Here is a 16,447-nt window from a genome sequence, read left to right as displayed (position 1 = left end):
GCCGCCGATGACCGACAGCTCAGCCACGGTACGACCGGACCGGCGCGCCGAACTCGCGGCCGGTCTGGCGACGGTACGGGCCCGGATCGCCGAAGCCTGCGACCAGGCGGCCCGGGACCCCGCCGACGTCACGATGATCGCGGTGACCAAGACGTACCCGGCCGGGGACGTGGTGGCGTTGGCCGGGCTCGGCGTGACCGACATGGGGGAGAACCGCGACCAGGAGGCCGCCGGCAAGGCGGCCGAGGTGGCCGCCGCAGGGGTCCGTCCACGCTGGCACTTCATCGGGCAGTTGCAGCGCAACAAGGCCCGTTCGGTGGTGCGTTACGCCGACGTCGTGCACTCGGTGGACAGCGTACGGCTGGCCCGGGCCCTGGACGGCGCGGCGGCACAGCGGGAACGGCCGCTGGACGCCCTGGTGCAGGTGAGCATCGACGGCGATCCGGCGCGGGGCGGCGCTCTGCCCGGGTCGGCCGATCCGGAGTCCGGTCTGGACACGGTCGCCGCGGCGGTCGCCGAGGCGTCCACGCTGCGGCTGGCCGGCCTCATGGCGGTCGCGCCGCTGGGCTGGCCGCCGGAGCGGGCCTTCGCCCGCCTGGCCGAGATCGCCGAGGCGTTCCGGTCGGTCCACCCGGGAGCGACAGCGTTGTCGGCCGGAATGAGCGGCGACCTGGAAATCGCGATCCGCTACGGCGCGACACATGTCCGCGTCGGTAGCGCGTTGCTCGGAATGCGTCCCACGCTGCGGTAGCCTGACCGCGAGACAGGCAAATTACATCAGTGTTGTTTCAGGGACGGCCGATCCTGTGGGGGTCGTGACACGCGACGCGAATCGCATGTCAGGGGATTGCCGTCCTCGTCCGATGGGCATGGTTGTCCATTCGCGACGGGCGACATGGCACGGGGGCGAGTGCCGCACGGCGGACGGAAGGGCGCGGGATGGGTGCACTGCGCAAGGCGGGGGTCTGGCTCGGTCTCGTCGAGGAAGACGACGAGCGGGCCTACGACGACGGTGACTACGACAAGGGTGGTTACCGTGACTCGCGCTACCGGCAGAGCCGGTACGCCGAGGAGTTCGCCGACGATGACGACGACGACACCGAGGAGCCGCCGGCTCCCCGGCCACGCGCGAGCGAGCGGGGTCGGCTCTCCGAGCGGTCGACCGGGCGGGGCGCCGAGTCCGACCGTGGTGACACCGAGCGGCCGGAGCGGGCCGAGCGGTCCAGCGTACGGTCGATCACGCGGTCGCCGGCGAGCGAGACGTCGGGCGCGCTGACATACCACACGCGCGACAACCTGGCTCTCGCGCCGCAGGCCGTGACGCGCGAGCGCGTGGTCGTGCCCGAGGAGGAGCAGCGCTACCAGATCACCACCCTGCACCCGACCACCTACCGGGAGGCGCGCACCATCGGTGAGCACTTCCGCGACGGCGTACCGGTGATCATCAACCTCACCGAGATGGACGAGGCCGACGCCCGCCGTCTGGTTGACTTCGCGGCCGGTCTGGCGTTCGGGCTGCGCGGTACGATCGAGCGCGTGACCAATCGGGTGTTCCTGCTCTCACCGGCCAATGTCCAGGTCACCGCTGAGGACAAGGCCAAGATCGCTGAGGGCGGTTTTTTCAGCCTGAGTTGACCCCGCCCGACCCGAGGGACGTCGCTGACCGTGTTGTCGATCTTGCTGCAAGTGTTGTACCTGGTCCTTTATGTCTTCCTGCTTCTTCTTCTGTCCCGGTTCGTGTTGAGCGCCGTCCTGCAGTACGGCCGCCGGTGGCAGCCGGGGCGCGGAGCGGCGGCAGGACTTGAATCCGTGTGGAGCGTCACTGATCCCCCTCTCAACGCGTTGAGGCGTGTGATCCCTCCGCTGCGAATTGGTACCGTGAGCATCGACCTGGCCTCCCTTGTGCTCCTGGTTATCCTGTTCGTGCTGATGGAGTTCGTGTTAGGGCCGTCGATCGGGGCAACTGCCTGATGACCGACGCGCTTTCGCGGCCGCAACTGACCCGAGGAGTTTCGATGCCGCTGACCCCGGCCGACGTTCACAACGTCGCCTTCAAAAAGCCGCCGATCGGCAAGCGGGGGTATGACGAGGAGGAGGTCGACGCCTTCCTGGACGAGGTAGAGCGCGAGCTCGCCCGTCTCATCGAGGAGAACAACGAGCTGCGCGCCCAGGTGGAGCGCGGCGGCCGTGGCGGTGCCCCCGCCGGCCCCGGCGGCGACGCCCGACTGGCGGCGGAGCTCAACGACGTCAAGGCCCAGCTCGACCGGGTCCAGCGCGACAAGTCCGCTGCCGAGCAGGCCGCCCGCGCCATGCAGGCCGAGCTGGAGCAGGTCCGCGCGACCGGCGGCCCGGCCGGCGTCACCGGCGACGGTGAGCAGCAGGCGCTGCGGGTGCTGATGATGGCCCAGCGCACCGCCGACGACCACGTGTCCGACGCCCGTCGCGAGGCCGACAGCCTGCTGTCCGAGGCGCGCAGCAAGGCCGAGGAGGTGACCCGCGAGGCACGCGCGAAGGCCGACGCCCTGGAGCGGGACGCCCGCCAGCGGCACCAGGAGGCCATGGGCGGCCTGGACGCCAAGCGCACGGCCCTGCAGAAGCACATCGAGGAGCTCAAGCAGTTCGAGCGCGAGTACCGCACCCGGCTCAAGGCGTACCTGGAGAGCCAGCTGCGGGACCTCGACGGTCGTGGCCAGGGCCTCGAAGCCGAGATGACCCGATCCGAGGCAGGCCGGGTCGCCGGCGGCAACGGGTTGGCCGCGGCGGGCCTCGCCGGCTCGTACGGCGGCGGGCGCTCCGGCGCCCTCGAAGCCGGACGCTGAGCACCGGCCGGCGATCGTTCTCCGCAGATGGTGACGGTCGCCGGCCCCGCCTGGACGGTACGACGCGGCGGGGGTGAGCCGTGATAGTCGCGAGTCTCCTGCTCATCCTCGTCGCTGTGGTTCTGCTGGTGTTCGGCCTGGCCGGTGGCTCCAGCATTCTGTTGACCATCTCCATCGCGGCCAGTCTGCTGGCCGCCGTGGCGTTGGTGGTGGGCGCCCGCCAGGCAGCCGCCAACCGCGCCTCGGCGGATCCCGGCCGGATCGGCCCGCAAGACCGTGGGGCGTTCCGCTCCGCCAGCCGGGCCGGAACGGGTTCCCCGTACGGGCCACCGCTGGCCGAGCCGGACGTGCCGGTCCAGCACGTACCTTCGACGGTCGGTGACGGCGGCATCGGGTGGCGGCAACCACCCGAGCCGCCGTCCGACCCCGAGCCGGTCAGTCCGGCGTCACCGTTCGTGGCCCGTGCCGACGAGGCGTACCGGGCGGACGCCGTGGCCGCCGACGCTCTGACCGACGAGCCCGCGGAGCAGCCGATCACCCCCGCCGAGGCGGCCCGCATCTCCCGGCTGCCCGACCCGGTCGAGGTGGTGGACGGACGGCCCCGCTACCACCTGGCCGCCTGCCCGCATCTCATCGGCCGGGTTCCCGAGACGCTTCCCGTCGCCGAGGCCGTCGAACTCGGCTTCACGCCGTGCGCGGCGTGCGCGCCGGCCACCGCCCTGCTCATCGACGCCCGACCGATCTGAGACGCGGTGCCGGTGCCCCCGCAGGACGCGCTCACCGTGGCGGTACGGGTGAAGCCGTCCGCCTCCCGTGACGCCGTCGGTGGTCGCTTCGACGGCCCGCACGGCCCGGCTCTGGTGATCGCCGTACACGCGCCGGCGGTGGACGGTCGGGCGACCGAGGCGGCCCGCCGCGCCCTCGCCGCCGCGCTGGGCGTCCGGCCGGCGGCGGTGTCGCTGCGCACCGGCGCGGCCAGCCGGGACAAGCTCTTCCTCGTCGACCGGCCCGCCCCCGAGCTGCCCGACGTGCTGCGCCGACTGCGCGACGGGGCCGCGGGGTGAGGACCGCCCGGGCCCGGCAACCGTGACGCCCGGGCTGGACATCGCGCTGCTCCTCGGCGCGGCCGTGCTGCTGGTGGCGGTCGGCGCGGTCCGGCTCTCGACCCGCCTCGGGGTGCCCAGCCTGCTGGTCTACCTGGCGCTCGGCGTGGCCATCGGCGAGGCCGGGCTCGGTATCCGCTTCGACGACGTCGACCTGACCCGGACCCTCGGCTTCTGCGCGCTGATCGTGATCATCGCCGAGGGTGGCCTCACCGCCCGGTGGAGCACCCTGCGTCCGGTGCTTCCGCTGGCGTCCGCGCTCTCCACGGTCGGCGTGGTGGTCAGCATCGTGGTGGTCGGCGTCGCCGTACACCTGTTGTTGGGACTGGACTGGCGGCTGGCGCTGCTCTACGGCGCGGTGCTCTCCTCCACCGACGCCGCGGCGGTGTTCGCCACCCTGCGGCGGCTGCGGTTGCCGCCGCGCCTGGTGGCCACGCTGGAGGCCGAGTCGGGCATGAACGACGCCCCGGTGGTGCTGCTGGTGGTGCTGCTCTCGCACCGTGGCCTGTCGCATCCCTGGTGGTACGAGGTCGCGCTGGTCTGTTACGAGCTGGGCGTCGGCGCCGCCGTGGGCGTGGGCGCGGGTCTGGCCGGCACCTGGGCGCTGCGCCGGGCGGCGCTGCCGTCGGCCGGCCTGTATCCGATCGCGGCGGTGGGGATCACCGTCCTGGCGTACGCCGCCGGCGCCGTGCTGCACGCGTCGGGTTTCCTCGCCGTCTACGTGGCGGGGGTGCTGCTGGGCAACGCCCGCCTGCCGCACCGGCAGGCGATCCTCGGCTTCGCCGACGGGCTGGCCTGGCTCGCGCAGATCGGGCTGTTCGTGCTGCTCGGGCTGCTGGTCGCGCCGGGCCGGTTGGACGCGGCGGTGCTGCCGGCGGTGGTCGCCGGGCTGGCGCTGGTGCTGCTGGCCCGGCCGCTGTCGGTGGCGGTCTCGGCGTTGCCGTTCCGGGTGGGCCTGCGGGAGCAGGCGTTCCTGTCCTGGGCCGGACTGCGCGGGGCGGTGCCGATCGTGCTGGCCACCATCCCGCTCTCGCAACGGGTGCCGGGCGCGGAACGCCTCTTCGACGCGGTCTTCGTGCTGGTGGTGATCTTCACTCTGGTGCAGACCGGCACGCTCGGTCCGCTCGCCCGGCGGTTGGGAACCACCGCGCCGGCCGAGGCCACCGAGATCCATGTGGAGACCGCCCCGCTCGAGCGGATGCGCGCCGACCTGTTGCAACTGGAGGTGCCGCCGGGCTCCCGGCTGGCCGGCGTGCACGTCGACGAGCTGCGGTTGCCGCTGGGCGCCTCGGTGACCCTGGTGCTGCGCGACGGGGTGGGTTTCGTGCCCGGCCCGGACACCCGGCTGAAGACCGGCGACAGCCTGCTGATCGTCGCCACCGGTGGGGTACGTGACGCCGCCGAACGTCGGCTGCGAGCCGTCAGCCGGCGGGGTCGGCTGGCCCGATGGTTTGGCGAGTACGGGGATGAGACGGTCGGTTGATCTGCTAGCGTTCCCTTTGCCCCAGTTCGGCAGGGCTCGGGGCGGTTCAGCGGCACGACGGTGCGCCACGTTGTCGGACGCCTGTACGTTCCGTATTCTTGCCAACCTCGGGAGTGCGCGGCCATTGTCGCCGTGCGCCCCTTTTCGTACTCGGGGGACGCCGTCGTCGACGCCCCCTGACCAGGTGCCGCGACCGCGCGGCTCCCCGGCCGAGGGAGCGACCCATGGCGAAGCCAGCCGACACCAGGACCGCCGGCCGCAAGCCGGTGGCCAAGGCCACCCGCAGCGCGGCGGAGACCGAGAAGATCCGGGCGGCGCTGGCGGCGCGGCGGGACGAGCTTCGCGCCGAGTACGATCAGACGCTGAGCGAGATCACCGAGCTGCAGCGCGAGCGGTTGACGGACTCGGCCGGGGACGACCAGGCCGACACCGGCACCAAAACGTTCGAGCGGGAGCAGGAGATCTCTCTCGCCAACAGCATCCTGGAACGGATCACGCAGGTCGAGCGCGCCCTGGAGCGCCTCGACGAGGGTGGTTACGGCTGGTGCGAGCGGTGCGGCAACCCGATCCCGGTCGAGCGCCTCGCCGCCTTCCCGTCGGCCACCCTGTGCGTGACGTGCAAGCAGTTGGAGGAGCGGCGCTGAAAGCCCGGTCCCCGTCTGCGACGAGACGGTGAGCGATCACCGCCGAGACACCTCGATGGGGAGCGCATGACCGCAGCACCGCCCGCCCAACCCGGCCGCACCGACCCGGACGGCGGTAAACCCCGGCCCCGGGCCGTCGCGATCCTCGCCGGAGTGGCCCTGGTGGCCCTGCTGGCCGACCTGGTGACCAAGCACCTCGCGCTGGCCACCCTCACCGACCGCGAGCCGGTGCGGGTGCTGGGCGGGCTGGTCTACTTCAGCCTGACCCGCAACAGTGGCGCCGCCTGGAGCATCGGGGCGGACTACACCTGGGTGTTCCCGCTGATCACCATCGGTGTGGTCGGCTGGATCGTCTGGATGGCGCTGCGGCTGCGGTCGCTGCCGTGGGCGATCTCCCTCGGCCTGGTGCTCGGCGGGGCACTGGGCAACCTCATGGACCGGATCTTCCGGGCGCCCGCCCCCTTCCACGGCCACGTGGTCGACATGATCAGCGTCTTCGGGCCGTACGGCGAGTACTTCCCGGTGTTCAACCTGGCCGACAGCTCGCTCGTCTGCGGCGTGGTGCTGGCCGTGCTGCTCGAACTGACCGGCCGGCAGCGCGACGGCCGGCGGGCCGGCGGTGTCGGCGCCCTCAAGGACGCGGACGCCACCGCCGACGCCGAGCAGCGGGAGCGGGCATGACCTCCGCCTTCGCCGCCGGCGGCGACCAGCGTTCCCTGCCCGTACCCGACGGTCTCGACGGCATGCGCCTGGACCAGGCGGTGTCCCGGCTGTTCGGTCTCTCCCGGACCGCCGCGGCCGCCCTCGTCGACGCGGGCGACGCCCTCGTCGACGGTGCCACCCGACCCAACTCCCACAAGGTCAAGGCCGGCTCCTGGCTGGACGTCACGCTGCCCGCGCCGGTCGCGCCGCCGACCGTGGTGCCGCAGGCGGTGCCGGGCCTGCGCGTCGTGTACGCCGACGACGACATCGTCGTGGTCGACAAGCCTGTCGGGGTGGCCGCGCATCCCAGCCCGGGATGGACCGGCCCGACGGTGATCGGCGGGCTCGCCGCGATCGGCCACCGCATCTCCACCAGCGGCGCCGCCGAGCGCCAGGGCGTCGTGCACCGCCTCGACGTGGGCACCACGGGAATCATGGTGGTGGCCAAGAGCGAGCAGGCGTACACCGCGTTGAAGCGGGCCTTCAAGTACCGCGAGGTCGACAAGGGCTACCACGCCGTGGTGCAGGGCCACCTGGATCCGCTGCGGGGCACCGTCGACGCGCCGATCGACCGGCACCCCACCCACGACTACCGCTGGGCCGTGGTGTCCGGCGGCAAGCCGAGCATCACCCACTACGACACCCTCGAGGCGTTCCCGGCCGCCAGCCTGGTCGACGTCCGGTTGGAGACCGGCCGGACCCACCAGATCCGGGTGCACTTCTCCACCCTGCGGCACCCCTGCGTGGGTGACCTCACGTACGGTGCCGATCCCACCCTCTCGGCCCGCCTCGGTCTGTCCCGTCAGTGGCTGCACGCCCGCGAACTGAGCTTTTTGCATCCCCGTTCGGGGGACGAGGTCCGGTTCGTCAGCGACTACCCTGACGATCTGGAACGTGCGCTTGAGATCCTGCGTGACTGAGCGGCGACCACCCGACATCGATCTGACGAGGGGATCCCGCCCGTGCGCGCCGGCGACCTGCTGCGGCAGCTGGACCAGCGGCTGTTGCCGCCGCTGACCCGGGCGGTGGCCCGTCTCGGTGATCGTCCGACGCGATCCGGGGTGCTCACCTGGGCCGCCGTGCTCTCCACGGCGGCGGTGCTGGGCACCGCCGTCTGGGCCGTCGACGACGCCCCGGTGGGCGACACGACGGTGGGCGAGGTGACCCGCGTCGGGGTGGCCGACGGCGACTCCGTCCCGGGCTACGTCAGCTCCGCCGCGGCCGACCTGGCCGCGTTGGGCCCGGCCGCCCCGGCCGCCGTGGACGGGACGTACGCGTTGGTCACGCTCGACGCGTACCTGCCGCCGCACCGACTGGCCACGGTGCTCGGCGACGTGTCGGTGTCGACGGTCTTCGGACGGGTCCCGCTGCCCGGCCGGCAGACCGAGATCGTCCGCATCCCCGCCCTGCGGGTGCCCGACGACGTGCTCGCACAGATGGAACGGGTGGCCGCCCGTAAGGACGGCGAGGCCGCCGACTACCGGGCGCGGGCCGCCGCGGTGCGCGGCGACGGCGTCGCCGAACGCGAGCTGCGGGAGCGGTACGTCGTCGGTGCCGACGTGGCCAGCGCCGAGGCCGAGGCGTACCGGGCCGGCTGCGCCTGCGTCTACGCGGCGGTGGTGCGCGCCGCGCCGGAGGCGCTGCGACGGGTGGCCTCCCGCCCGGACGTGCGGGCCGTCGATCCGGCGCCCGAGGTGTACCGGCTCGACCGTACGGTCTTCACGCCGCCGCTGCCCGAGCAGCGTGACGTGGTCCGCCCGCCGGCCGACAACGGGCCGAGTCCGACGCCGACGCCGCGCGCGAGTGACGGGTCGACGTCGAGCACCCCGAGACCGCCGGTGCCGATGGGCGAATCGTCGGAACCCGCACCGCTCGTAACGATTGCGCCACCCGAGACGACCCCGGCGCAGTCCACCGAACCCGCCCCGCCGACTGTCGCCACCTCCCCGGACGCGTCCGACGCCGGGTTGCTGGCAACCTCCCCACCGTGATCTACGCCGGGCGGCGTGCGTCCCCAGGTGTGGTCCGAATAGGGTTTGGTTCGTAGCCTGTCAGGCAGAGATCGATGGCGCTGGGAGGGCGGGCCGTGGAGGGCAGCGAGACCGGCTGGGGCCGGCCGGCCGAACCAGCGCCGAGGTGGCGGGCGTTGCTCGACCGTGCCCGGCTGGGCGGCCGGGCGGCGGAGCAGCCCGAGCCCGAGCGCCGTGCCGACGAGGCGACTCCGGACCCACTGCCGCGACGCGCGGCCCCCAACGGCTACGCGGGGCGCGCGTCGGCCATCGGGCATCCGGCCGATCTGTCGTACGGCCAGGAGCCCGGTTACCGGGCCGAGGGGACGTACCGGGTCGACCCCGCCTACCGCGCCGAACCGGGATACCGGTCTGAGCCGGACTACCGTGCCGAGCCGGCGTACCGGTCTGAGCCGGACTACCGTGCCGAGCCGGACTACCGCGCCGAGCCCGCGTACCGCTCGGAGCCCGCCTACCGCGCCGAGCCGGACTACCGCGCCGAGCCGACGTACCGTGCCGAGCCCACCTACGGGGTCGAGCCGACGTACCGCGCCGAGCCCGGTTACCGGGCCGAGCCGACCTATCGGGCCGAGCCGGGTTATCAGGCCGAGCCGGCCTACCAGGCCGAGCCGGAGCCGCCGCGCCGTGCCGAGCCGGAGTCGCGCTACGCGATCCTGGACAACGGCTACCGGCCGGGCAACCCCGCCGGCGAGTCCCGGTACGCGCTGCTGGAGACCGGTTACCAGCCGGAGACCGGCTATCCGGCCCCCGCGCCGCCGGCGCCACCGCAGGCACTCACCGTCGCACCGCCGCCGGTCGCGCCGCTACCCGCCCCGCCCGTCGCACCGCCGCCCGCCCCGCCCGTCGCACCGCCGCCGGTCGCGTCGGTCACCCCGCCCGGCTCGGCGGTCGCCGAGCGCGGCTACCCGCCCCGGATCGAGTGGCGTCCCCAGGGCGCCGACCAAGAGTCCGAGCGTGCCACCGGAGTGCTCCGCCGCGAGCTGGGCACACCTCGGGTGTTCGCGTTCGCCAACCCCAAGGGCGGGGTGCACAAGACCACCGCCACGGTGCTCGCCGCCGCCACCGTCGGAAGCGTGCGGGGGCGGGGCGTACTGGCCTGGGACGACAACGAGCTGCGCGGCACCCTCGGGTTGCGCGCCGGCAGCGCCCGGCACGCCCGCACCATCCGGCACCTGGTCAGCGACCTCGCCCAGATCGAGATCCTGGAGGGCGCGACCCTGCTGGAACGGCTGGACGACTACCTCCGGCACGCCTCCGACGGCTCGTACGACGTGCTGGCCGGCGAGGAGAGTCCCCGCTTCGCCCAACGGCTCGACCAGTTCACCGTCAAGCGGGTGCTCGACCTGTTGCGGCGTACGCACGACGTGATCTGCGTCGACACCGGCAACAACGTGGAGAGCCCCAACTGGCGCACCGTGATGCACGCCGCCGACCAACTGGTGGTCACCACCGTGCCCCGCGAGGACGCGGCGTTCAGCGCCGACTGGATGCTCGACCTGCTGCACGAGGAGGGCATGGGGGAGCTGGCCGACAACGCGGTCACCCTCATCTCCTGCCCCACGCCCGGCCGCTCGTCCTTGCAGGACGACCTGGAACGGCACTTCGCGACGCGTACCCGCGCGGTGGCCGTGGTGCCGTACGACCCGGCGTTGGAGACCGGATCGTCGATCGAATACCACCAGCTCCAGCCCGAGACCCGCCAGGCGTGGCTGCGGGCCGCCGCGGCCATGGCGGAGCCGTTCGCCCGGTGAGCTGGTTCGCCGCCACCGGCGCCCCGGCCCGTCGCGGGGCCTGAGAGGATCATCGGGTGAGCCCGGACAACCCCGACCCTGAGCGGCACGCCGACATCCCCGACGACCGCACCGCGCCACCCCAACCGTCGGCCGTGCCGCCGCCGGGCGAGTCCACCCCGCCCGCCGGGCCGTCGTTCGGGTCGGCCCCCGACGGGAGTGCCGCCGTGCCGGCGTACCCGAGCGACGTGGAGCTGGCCCCCGACGAGCCGCGCCGGCCGCTGCGGACGGTGGCGACGGTGCTCGGCTCGGCGCTCGCGCTGGCCGTGCTGGGCGCGCCGCTCGGGCTGCTCTGGGCGGCGTTCGCGCCGGACACCCCGGTGCTCAAGACCGCCGAGGGGGCGATCTACGCCGAGCCCCAGCCGGAGCAGCCCATCGCCGCCGACGGCTGGTTCAGCCTGCTCGGGTTGGCGTTCGGTGTGCTCGCGGCGCTGGCCCTGTGGTTCCTGCTGCGTCGGCGACGCGGCCCGGTCGGACTGCTCGGCGCGGTGCTGGGCACGCTCGCCGCAGCCCCGGTGGCCTGGCAGGTGGGGCGTCGGATCGGGCTGGCGACGTTCGACCGGCTGTTGGACACCGCCCCGGCGGGGCAGGCCTTCAGCAAACCCGCCGACCTGCGGGCCGGCGGCGTCGACTGGCTCGGGCACGTGCTGCCGGTGCCGCACGGCAACCTGCTGCTGCCGGCGTTCGGGGCCGCCGTCACGTACACCCTGCTGGCCGGCTGGTCGCGGTGGCCGTCGCTGCGCCCGGAACCCGACCCGGCGTCGTTCAGTTGGGTGTCGGCGGGGACGCCAGCTCCGACAACGGCACCGGAACCGCCCGCACCTGGCGCAGCAGAGCCGCCTCGCGGTTGAGCAGCCGTAGCTCGGCGCGCAGCCGGGCGGCGGTGTCGTCGATGGCGAGCAGCCGCTGCCGGTCGTCGACGGTCAGGGCGGCGGTGGCCGCCACCAGGTGCGACAGCACCGTCGGGTCCTCCGGAAGCTGCTCGGAGATCTCCTCCGGGTCCGGCCGGATCAGGCTCAGGTACTGCCGGAACACCGCGATCACGCGGGCGGCCAGCAGGTCGGCCACCTCGTCCGGCCCGGTGGCCTCGGGTAGCCATTCCACCGAAGCCGTCAGGTACGGCGCGGAGGCGTCCTCGACGTCGGCGATCCGGAAGCGACGCCGGCCGACCGTCACGATGTCGAAGCCGCCGTCGGCCAGTTCGGTGACCTGACGCAGCTCGGCGGTGCAGCCCACCTCGTGCAGGGTGACGTCGCCGACCCCGTTGCCCGCGCGGGCGCCGGGCCCGGTGGGGGCCACCTCCCAGCCGGCCTGGATGGCCACCACGCCGAACTCGCGCGGCGCGCCCTCGGGCAGGTCGACCAGGTGCCGGACCAGGGCCCGGTAGCGCTCCTCGAAGATGTGCAGTGGCAGCACCAACCCGGGAAAGAGCACCGTTGCGAGCGGAAACACCGGCAGCCGTGCGGTCACGTCGTCGAGCCTAACCAATCGCGCCCGCGACGGCGTGGCCCGGCTCACCGTCCCGCCGACCGGACGGCTCGGGTGGGCGGCGGGCGGGCCGCCTAGACTCGCAAGGGTGCTGAATCGGATCGACCTGCGCGACGGTCTCGGTGACCCGCGCCGTCTGCTGCCCCGTGCCCAGCTCGACGTGTCCGTTGCCGTCGAGCGGATCCGCCCGCTGGTCGAGGCGGTCCGCGAGCATGGGTACCCGGCGATCCGGGAGGCGAGCGAACGGTTCGACGGCATCTCGCCCGAGGTGCTGCGGGTGCCCGTCGAGGCGATCACCGAGGCCGAGGGTGTGCTCGACCCGGCGGTACGCGCCGCGCTGCTGGAGTCGATCAGCCGTGCCCGCAGGGTGCACGCCGACCAGCGGCGCACCGACCACGTCACCCAGGTGGTGCCCGGCGGCACGGTCACCGAGCGGTGGCTGCCCGTCGACCGGGTCGGCCTCTACGTCCCCGGCGGCCTGGCCATGTACCCGTCGACGGTGGTGATGAACGTGGTGCCGGCCCAGGCGGCCGGGGTGCGCTCGCTGGTGGTGGTCAGCCCGCCGCAGAAGGACAACGGCGGTCTGCCCGACCCCCGCGTACTCGCCGCGTGCGCACTGCTCGGCGTCGACGAGGTCTACGCGGTCGGCGGCGCCCAGGCGGTCGCGATGCTGGCGTACGGGTCCGCCGTCGACCCGGGTGGCGACCTGCGCTGCGAGCCCGTGGACCTCGTCACCGGCCCGGGCAACATCTGGGTGACGGCCGCCAAGCGGCTGCTGCGCGGCGTGGTCGGCATCGACGCCGAGGCCGGCCCGACCGAGATCGCCATCCTGGCCGACGACACCGCCGACCCGGCGCACGTCGCCGCCGACCTGATCAGCCAGGCCGAACACGACCCGCTCGCGGCGAGTGTCCTGGTCACGCCGTCGCTGGCGCTCGTCGAGGCGGTCGAGGCGGAGCTGGCCCGGCAGGTGCCGGCCACCAAGCACGCCGAGCGGGTGACCACGGCGCTGACCGGCGAGCAGAGCGGGGTGGTCCTCGTCGACGACCTGGAGGCGGGGCTGCGGGTGGTCGACGCGTACGCGGCCGAGCACCTGGAGATCCAGACGGTCGACGCCCGGGAGTGGGCGCTGCGGGTGCGCAACGCCGGGGCGATCTTCGTGGGCGCCTGGTCGCCGGTGTCGCTCGGCGACTACTGCGCCGGCTCCAACCACGTGCTGCCCACCGGTGGCTGCGCCCGGCACTCCTCGGGGCTGTCGGTGCAGTCCTTCCTGCGCGGGGTGCACCTCATCGAGTACACCGAGGCTGCGCTGCGCGAGGTCGCGCCGCACGTCGTGACCCTGGCGACCGTGGAGGACCTGCCGGCGCACGGCCAGGCCGTGCAGGCCCGCTTTCCGGGGGAGCCGGCGTGAGCGGCCTCGACGGTCTGCCGATCCGCGACGACCTGCGTGGCCTGTCGCCGTACGGGGCGCCGCAGCTCGACGTGGCGGTGCGCCTCAACACCAACGAGAACTCCTACCCGGTGCCCGAGTCGGTGGTGGACGCGATCGGCAAGGCACTCGCCGCCGAGCTGCGAGACCTGAACCGCTACCCGGACCGGGACGCGGTGGCGCTGCGCGCCGACCTGGCCGAATACCTGGGGCACGGGCTCACCGTCGAGCAGGTGTGGGCGGCGAACGGCTCGAACGAGGTCCAGCAGCAGCTTCTTCAGGCGTTCGGTGGGCCGGGGCGCAGCGCGTTGGGCTTCGTCCCGTCGTACTCGATGCACCCGCTGCTGGCCCTCGGCACCGGCACCCGGTGGGTGCCCGCGCGGCGCGGCGTCGACTTCGGGTTGACCGCCGAGGAGGCGGTCGCCGAGGTCCGTGAGCACCGGCCCGACGTGGTTTTCCTCTGCTCACCCAACAACCCGACCGGCACCGCTCTCGACCCGGCGGTCGTCGCCGCCGTGCTCGACGTCGCCCCCGGCATGGTGGTCGTCGACGAGGCGTACGCCGAGTTCGCCCGGCCCGGCACGGTCAGCGCCCTCGCGGTGCTGCCCGGCCACCCGCGGCTCGTGGTGACCCGCACGATGAGCAAGGCGTTCGGCTTCGCCGGTGGCCGGCTGGGTTACCTGGCCGCCGACCCGGCCGTGGTGGAGGCGGTGCAGCTCGTCCGCCTGCCCTACCACCTGTCCGCGCTGACCCAGGCCGCCGCCCGCGCGGCGCTGACCTACCGCGACGCCCTGCTCGGTACGGTGGCCGCAGTCATGGCGCAGCGGGACCGGATCGTGGCGACCCTGCGCGCTCGCGGCCTGCGGGTGGCCGACAGCGACGCCAACTTCGTGCTCTTCGAGGTGCGGGGCGACCAGGCCACGGTCTGGCGTGCCCTGCTGGAGCAGGGGGTGCTGGTCCGTGACGTCGGCCTGCCCGGCTGGCTGCGGGTGACCGCCGGCACGCCCGCCGAGACGGATGCTTTTCTGACTGCGATGGAGACTGTGCAACGGGAGCGCGAGGAGTGAGCTTGCCAGCCCCGCAGTCGCTATCCGAAAGGTCCGGTGAGCGCGAGGAGTGAGCCGGTGTTGCGAGCCCCGCAGTCGCGAACGAAAGGTTGCACAGCAATGAGCCGGACCGCCCGGGTGGAGCGGATCACCAAGGAGACCAAGGTCCTCGTCGAGATCGACCTCGACGGCACGGGCGCCGCCGAGATCAGCACCGGCGTGGGCTTCTACGACCACATGCTCCACCAGATCGCCCGGCACGGCGGCTACGACCTGACCGTCCGCACCGTGGGCGACCTGGAGATCGACGCGCACCACACGATGGAGGACACGGCCCTCGCGCTGGGCGCCGCGTTCGACCAGGCGCTGGGCGACAAGGCCGGCATCCGGCGGTACGGTTCGGCGACCGTCCCGATGGACGAGGTGCTGGTCCGGGCCGCCGTGGACCTGTCCGGCCGCCCGTACGTGGTGCACGACGAGCCGCTGCTCGCGCCGTACATCGGGCCGGTCTACGCGACCAGCATGACGCGGCACATCTGGGAGTCGTTCGGCCAGGCGGCGCGGGTGACCCTGCACGTCGACGTGCTGCGGGCGGCGCGTCCCGGTGGCCACCCGGACGCGCACCACGTGGTGGAAGCCCAGTTCAAGGCGGTCTCCCGGGCGTTGCGCGAGGCCACCGCGATCGACCCACGGGCGGCGGGCGCGATTCCGAGCACGAAGGGTGCTCTCTGATGGGGGCCGCGCTGCCGACTCTGTTGTTGATCCTCGCCGGGGTGCTGGTCGGTGGGGCGTGGTCGCTGCACCGGCAGGGCGCTCCGCGGGGCGCCGTCGTGGTGACGGCCCTGCTGGCGCTGCTCGCCACGGCCGCCGGGGTGCTGCGGCTGATTCCGGAGTCGGGCTCGTGACCGCCGACGTGGTGGTGCTCGACTACGGCTCGGGCAACCTGCGCTCGGCGGAGCGGGCGTTGGCCGCGGCCGGCGCGACCGTCCGGGTGACGGACGACCTGGCCGCGGCGGCCGCCGCCGACGGTCTGGTGGTGCCGGGGGTGGGCGCGTACGCCGCGTGCATGGCCGGTATCGAGGCGCTCGGCGCGGGCCCGGTGATCGCGGAGCGGGTGGCGGCGGGCCGGCCGGTGCTCGGCATCTGTGTGGGCATGCAGGTGCTCTTCGAGTACGGCGAGGAGCACGGGGTCGTGTCGAAGGGCCTCGGGCTGCTGCCCGGCGGGGTGACCCGGTTGGCGGCGCACCGCCTGCCGCACATGGGCTGGAACACGGTCCGGGCACCTCGGGCTTCGGTGCTGTTCGCCGGCCTGCCGGCGGAAAGCCGCTTCTACTTCGTGCACTCGTACGCGATGGGCGACCCGGCGGCGCTGTCCGGCGCGGGCGCGCTGGTGACCACGGCCCACCACGACACGGACTTCGTGGCGGCGGTCGAGCGTGGGCCGCTGTCGGCGGCGCAGTTCCACCCGGAGAAGTCCGCCGAAACCGGTGCCGCGCTGCTGCGCAACTGGCTCGCCACCCTGCCCGCCGGTGACTGAGCGTCGACACCGTCCGGCGTCCGACCCACGGGCGTCGCGGTGAGCCGCGAACGTGCCCGCCGACGGGCGGAACGTGAGGCGGAGCTGGCGCGGGAGCGGGCGGTCCGGCAGCGCCGGGTGGCACGTCGGCAGCGCCGCCGCGCGGTTCTGCGCCGCTTGACGCCGCAGGTGCGGCGGGGACGCACCGGTCGGCTGGCCCGACATTCGCGGGGTGAGCGCGCCGCGATCGTGTTGCTCACCGGCGCGGCGATGATCCTGATCTGGACGTTCGTCGACGATCTGGCGCTGCGTGTCGCGCTGATCGTGCTGTTGCTGCTCGTACTGCCGGCGATCGTGGTGATCGCCCTGGACCGTCGTACCTGATCGAGGAGAAGAC

The 16,447-nt window shown here is 73.6% G+C and carries 20 protein-coding genes; 19 read left to right on the top strand and 1 reads right to left on the bottom strand.

The window, feature by feature from the left end; genetic code table 11:
* Positions 1 to 7 precede the first annotated feature (7 nt).
* The 13 genes from ACTFTM_RS23285 to ACTFTM_RS23225 all read left to right on the top strand — a co-directional run bounded on the left by ACTFTM_RS23285 (position 8) and on the right by ACTFTM_RS23225 (position 11,422).
* Positions 8 to 751, top strand: a complete 744-nt coding sequence (locus ACTFTM_RS23285) for a YggS family pyridoxal phosphate-dependent enzyme (protein ID WP_449562596.1) — start codon at positions 8 to 10, stop codon at positions 749 to 751.
* Between the two features lie 188 nt (positions 752 to 939).
* The gene (locus tag ACTFTM_RS23280; RefSeq protein ID WP_449562595.1) at positions 940 to 1,635 is read left to right on the top strand and encodes a cell division protein SepF; all 696 of its coding nucleotides are present in this window, start codon (positions 940 to 942) and stop codon (positions 1,633 to 1,635) included.
* Positions 1,636 to 1,665: 30 nt separating this feature from the next.
* Positions 1,666 to 1,971: a YggT family protein gene (locus ACTFTM_RS23275; RefSeq protein WP_449562594.1), complete on the top strand. Its 306-nt coding sequence runs from the start codon at positions 1,666 to 1,668 to the stop codon at positions 1,969 to 1,971.
* Between the two features lie 44 nt (positions 1,972 to 2,015).
* Positions 2,016 to 2,819: a DivIVA domain-containing protein gene (locus tag ACTFTM_RS23270; RefSeq protein ID WP_355049472.1), complete on the top strand. Its 804-nt coding sequence runs from the start codon at positions 2,016 to 2,018 to the stop codon at positions 2,817 to 2,819.
* 80 nt (positions 2,820 to 2,899) lie between these two features.
* Positions 2,900 to 3,565: a hypothetical protein gene (locus ACTFTM_RS23265; RefSeq protein WP_449562593.1), complete on the top strand. Its 666-nt coding sequence runs from the start codon at positions 2,900 to 2,902 to the stop codon at positions 3,563 to 3,565.
* Positions 3,566 to 3,571: 6 nt separating this feature from the next.
* On the top strand, positions 3,572 to 3,883 hold the full coding sequence (locus ACTFTM_RS23260; RefSeq protein ID WP_449562592.1) for a DUF167 domain-containing protein: 312 nt from the start codon (positions 3,572 to 3,574) through the stop codon (positions 3,881 to 3,883).
* A 22-nt stretch (positions 3,884 to 3,905) separates the two neighbouring features.
* Complete coding sequence (locus ACTFTM_RS23255; RefSeq protein ID WP_449562591.1) at positions 3,906 to 5,405, top strand: potassium/proton antiporter; 1,500 nt, start codon at positions 3,906 to 3,908, stop codon at positions 5,403 to 5,405.
* A 224-nt stretch (positions 5,406 to 5,629) separates the two neighbouring features.
* On the top strand, positions 5,630 to 6,049 hold the full coding sequence (locus ACTFTM_RS23250; RefSeq protein WP_355049476.1) for a TraR/DksA family transcriptional regulator: 420 nt from the start codon (positions 5,630 to 5,632) through the stop codon (positions 6,047 to 6,049).
* 66 nt (positions 6,050 to 6,115) lie between these two features.
* Complete coding sequence (gene lspA / locus ACTFTM_RS23245) at positions 6,116 to 6,730, top strand: signal peptidase II (protein ID WP_449562590.1); 615 nt, start codon at positions 6,116 to 6,118, stop codon at positions 6,728 to 6,730.
* Positions 6,727 to 7,671 (top strand): RluA family pseudouridine synthase, encoded by a 945-nt coding sequence (locus ACTFTM_RS23240; protein ID WP_449562589.1) that lies wholly within the window; start codon positions 6,727 to 6,729, stop codon positions 7,669 to 7,671. Before lspA ends, ACTFTM_RS23240 begins: the two co-directional genes overlap by 4 nt.
* A 42-nt stretch (positions 7,672 to 7,713) precedes the next feature.
* Positions 7,714 to 8,742, top strand: a complete 1,029-nt coding sequence (locus ACTFTM_RS23235; RefSeq protein WP_449562588.1) for a hypothetical protein — start codon at positions 7,714 to 7,716, stop codon at positions 8,740 to 8,742.
* 74 nt (positions 8,743 to 8,816) lie between these two features.
* Positions 8,817 to 10,532 carry an AAA family ATPase gene (locus ACTFTM_RS23230; protein WP_449562587.1) on the top strand — a complete coding sequence of 572 codons (1,716 nt, stop codon included), beginning with the start codon at positions 8,817 to 8,819 and terminating at the stop codon, positions 10,530 to 10,532.
* A gap of 56 nt (positions 10,533 to 10,588) precedes the next feature.
* The gene (locus tag ACTFTM_RS23225; RefSeq protein ID WP_449562586.1) at positions 10,589 to 11,422 is read left to right on the top strand and encodes a DUF2567 domain-containing protein; all 834 of its coding nucleotides are present in this window, start codon (positions 10,589 to 10,591) and stop codon (positions 11,420 to 11,422) included.
* Here ACTFTM_RS23225 and ACTFTM_RS23220 read toward each other — a convergent pair.
* Positions 11,337 to 12,041: an LON peptidase substrate-binding domain-containing protein gene (locus ACTFTM_RS23220; RefSeq protein ID WP_449562585.1), complete on the bottom strand. Its 705-nt coding sequence runs from the start codon at positions 12,039 to 12,041 to the stop codon at positions 11,337 to 11,339. The genes ACTFTM_RS23225 and ACTFTM_RS23220 overlap by 86 nt on opposite strands.
* A 106-nt stretch (positions 12,042 to 12,147) precedes the next feature.
* Between ACTFTM_RS23220 and hisD the strand changes: the two genes are divergently transcribed.
* The 6 genes from hisD (at position 12,148) to ACTFTM_RS23190 (ending at position 16,434) form a co-directional block, all read left to right on the top strand.
* A complete protein-coding gene (hisD, locus tag ACTFTM_RS23215; RefSeq protein WP_449562584.1) occupies positions 12,148 to 13,470 on the top strand; it encodes a histidinol dehydrogenase in 1,323 nt (440 codons plus the stop codon).
* Positions 13,467 to 14,555: a histidinol-phosphate transaminase gene (locus ACTFTM_RS23210; RefSeq protein WP_449562583.1), complete on the top strand. Its 1,089-nt coding sequence runs from the start codon at positions 13,467 to 13,469 to the stop codon at positions 14,553 to 14,555. Before hisD ends, ACTFTM_RS23210 begins: the two co-directional genes overlap by 4 nt.
* 99 nt (positions 14,556 to 14,654) lie before the next feature.
* The gene (gene hisB / locus ACTFTM_RS23205) at positions 14,655 to 15,266 is read left to right on the top strand and encodes an imidazoleglycerol-phosphate dehydratase HisB (RefSeq protein ID WP_355049484.1); all 612 of its coding nucleotides are present in this window, start codon (positions 14,655 to 14,657) and stop codon (positions 15,264 to 15,266) included.
* Complete coding sequence (locus ACTFTM_RS23200; protein ID WP_266244462.1) at positions 15,266 to 15,439, top strand: hypothetical protein; 174 nt, start codon at positions 15,266 to 15,268, stop codon at positions 15,437 to 15,439. Before hisB ends, ACTFTM_RS23200 begins: the two co-directional genes overlap by 1 nt.
* Positions 15,436 to 16,071 (top strand): imidazole glycerol phosphate synthase subunit HisH, encoded by a 636-nt coding sequence (hisH, locus tag ACTFTM_RS23195; RefSeq protein ID WP_449562582.1) that lies wholly within the window; start codon positions 15,436 to 15,438, stop codon positions 16,069 to 16,071. The genes ACTFTM_RS23200 and hisH overlap by 4 nt, the downstream gene beginning before the upstream one ends.
* 39 nt (positions 16,072 to 16,110) lie before the next feature.
* The gene (locus tag ACTFTM_RS23190; protein WP_449562581.1) at positions 16,111 to 16,434 is read left to right on the top strand and encodes a hypothetical protein; all 324 of its coding nucleotides are present in this window, start codon (positions 16,111 to 16,113) and stop codon (positions 16,432 to 16,434) included.
* Positions 16,435 to 16,447: the final 13 nt, after the last annotated feature.

The organism is Micromonospora sp. RB23, from assembly GCF_053585025.1.
The sequence above is the reverse complement of the archived record's forward strand: the minus strand, read 5'-3'. Positions and strand labels throughout refer to the sequence as shown.

What these genes read in the sequence shown, in the direction of transcription:
- ACTFTM_RS23285 (WP_449562596.1), top strand. Translation starts at nt 8, where the DNA reads ATGACCGACAGCTCAGCCACGGTACGACCGGACCGGCGCGCCGAACTC.
- ACTFTM_RS23280 (WP_449562595.1), top strand. Translation starts at nt 940, where the DNA reads ATGGGTGCACTGCGCAAGGCGGGGGTCTGGCTCGGTCTCGTCGAGGAA.
- ACTFTM_RS23270 (WP_355049472.1), top strand. Translation starts at nt 2,016, where the DNA reads ATGCCGCTGACCCCGGCCGACGTTCACAACGTCGCCTTCAAAAAGCCG.
- ACTFTM_RS23250 (WP_355049476.1), top strand. Translation starts at nt 5,630, where the DNA reads ATGGCGAAGCCAGCCGACACCAGGACCGCCGGCCGCAAGCCGGTGGCC.
- lspA (WP_449562590.1), top strand. Translation starts at nt 6,116, where the DNA reads ATGACCGCAGCACCGCCCGCCCAACCCGGCCGCACCGACCCGGACGGC.
- ACTFTM_RS23240 (WP_449562589.1), top strand. Translation starts at nt 6,727, where the DNA reads ATGACCTCCGCCTTCGCCGCCGGCGGCGACCAGCGTTCCCTGCCCGTA.
- ACTFTM_RS23230 (WP_449562587.1), top strand. Translation starts at nt 8,817, where the DNA reads ATGGCGCTGGGAGGGCGGGCCGTGGAGGGCAGCGAGACCGGCTGGGGC.
- hisB (WP_355049484.1), top strand. Translation starts at nt 14,655, where the DNA reads ATGAGCCGGACCGCCCGGGTGGAGCGGATCACCAAGGAGACCAAGGTC.
- ACTFTM_RS23200 (WP_266244462.1), top strand. Translation starts at nt 15,266, where the DNA reads ATGGGGGCCGCGCTGCCGACTCTGTTGTTGATCCTCGCCGGGGTGCTG.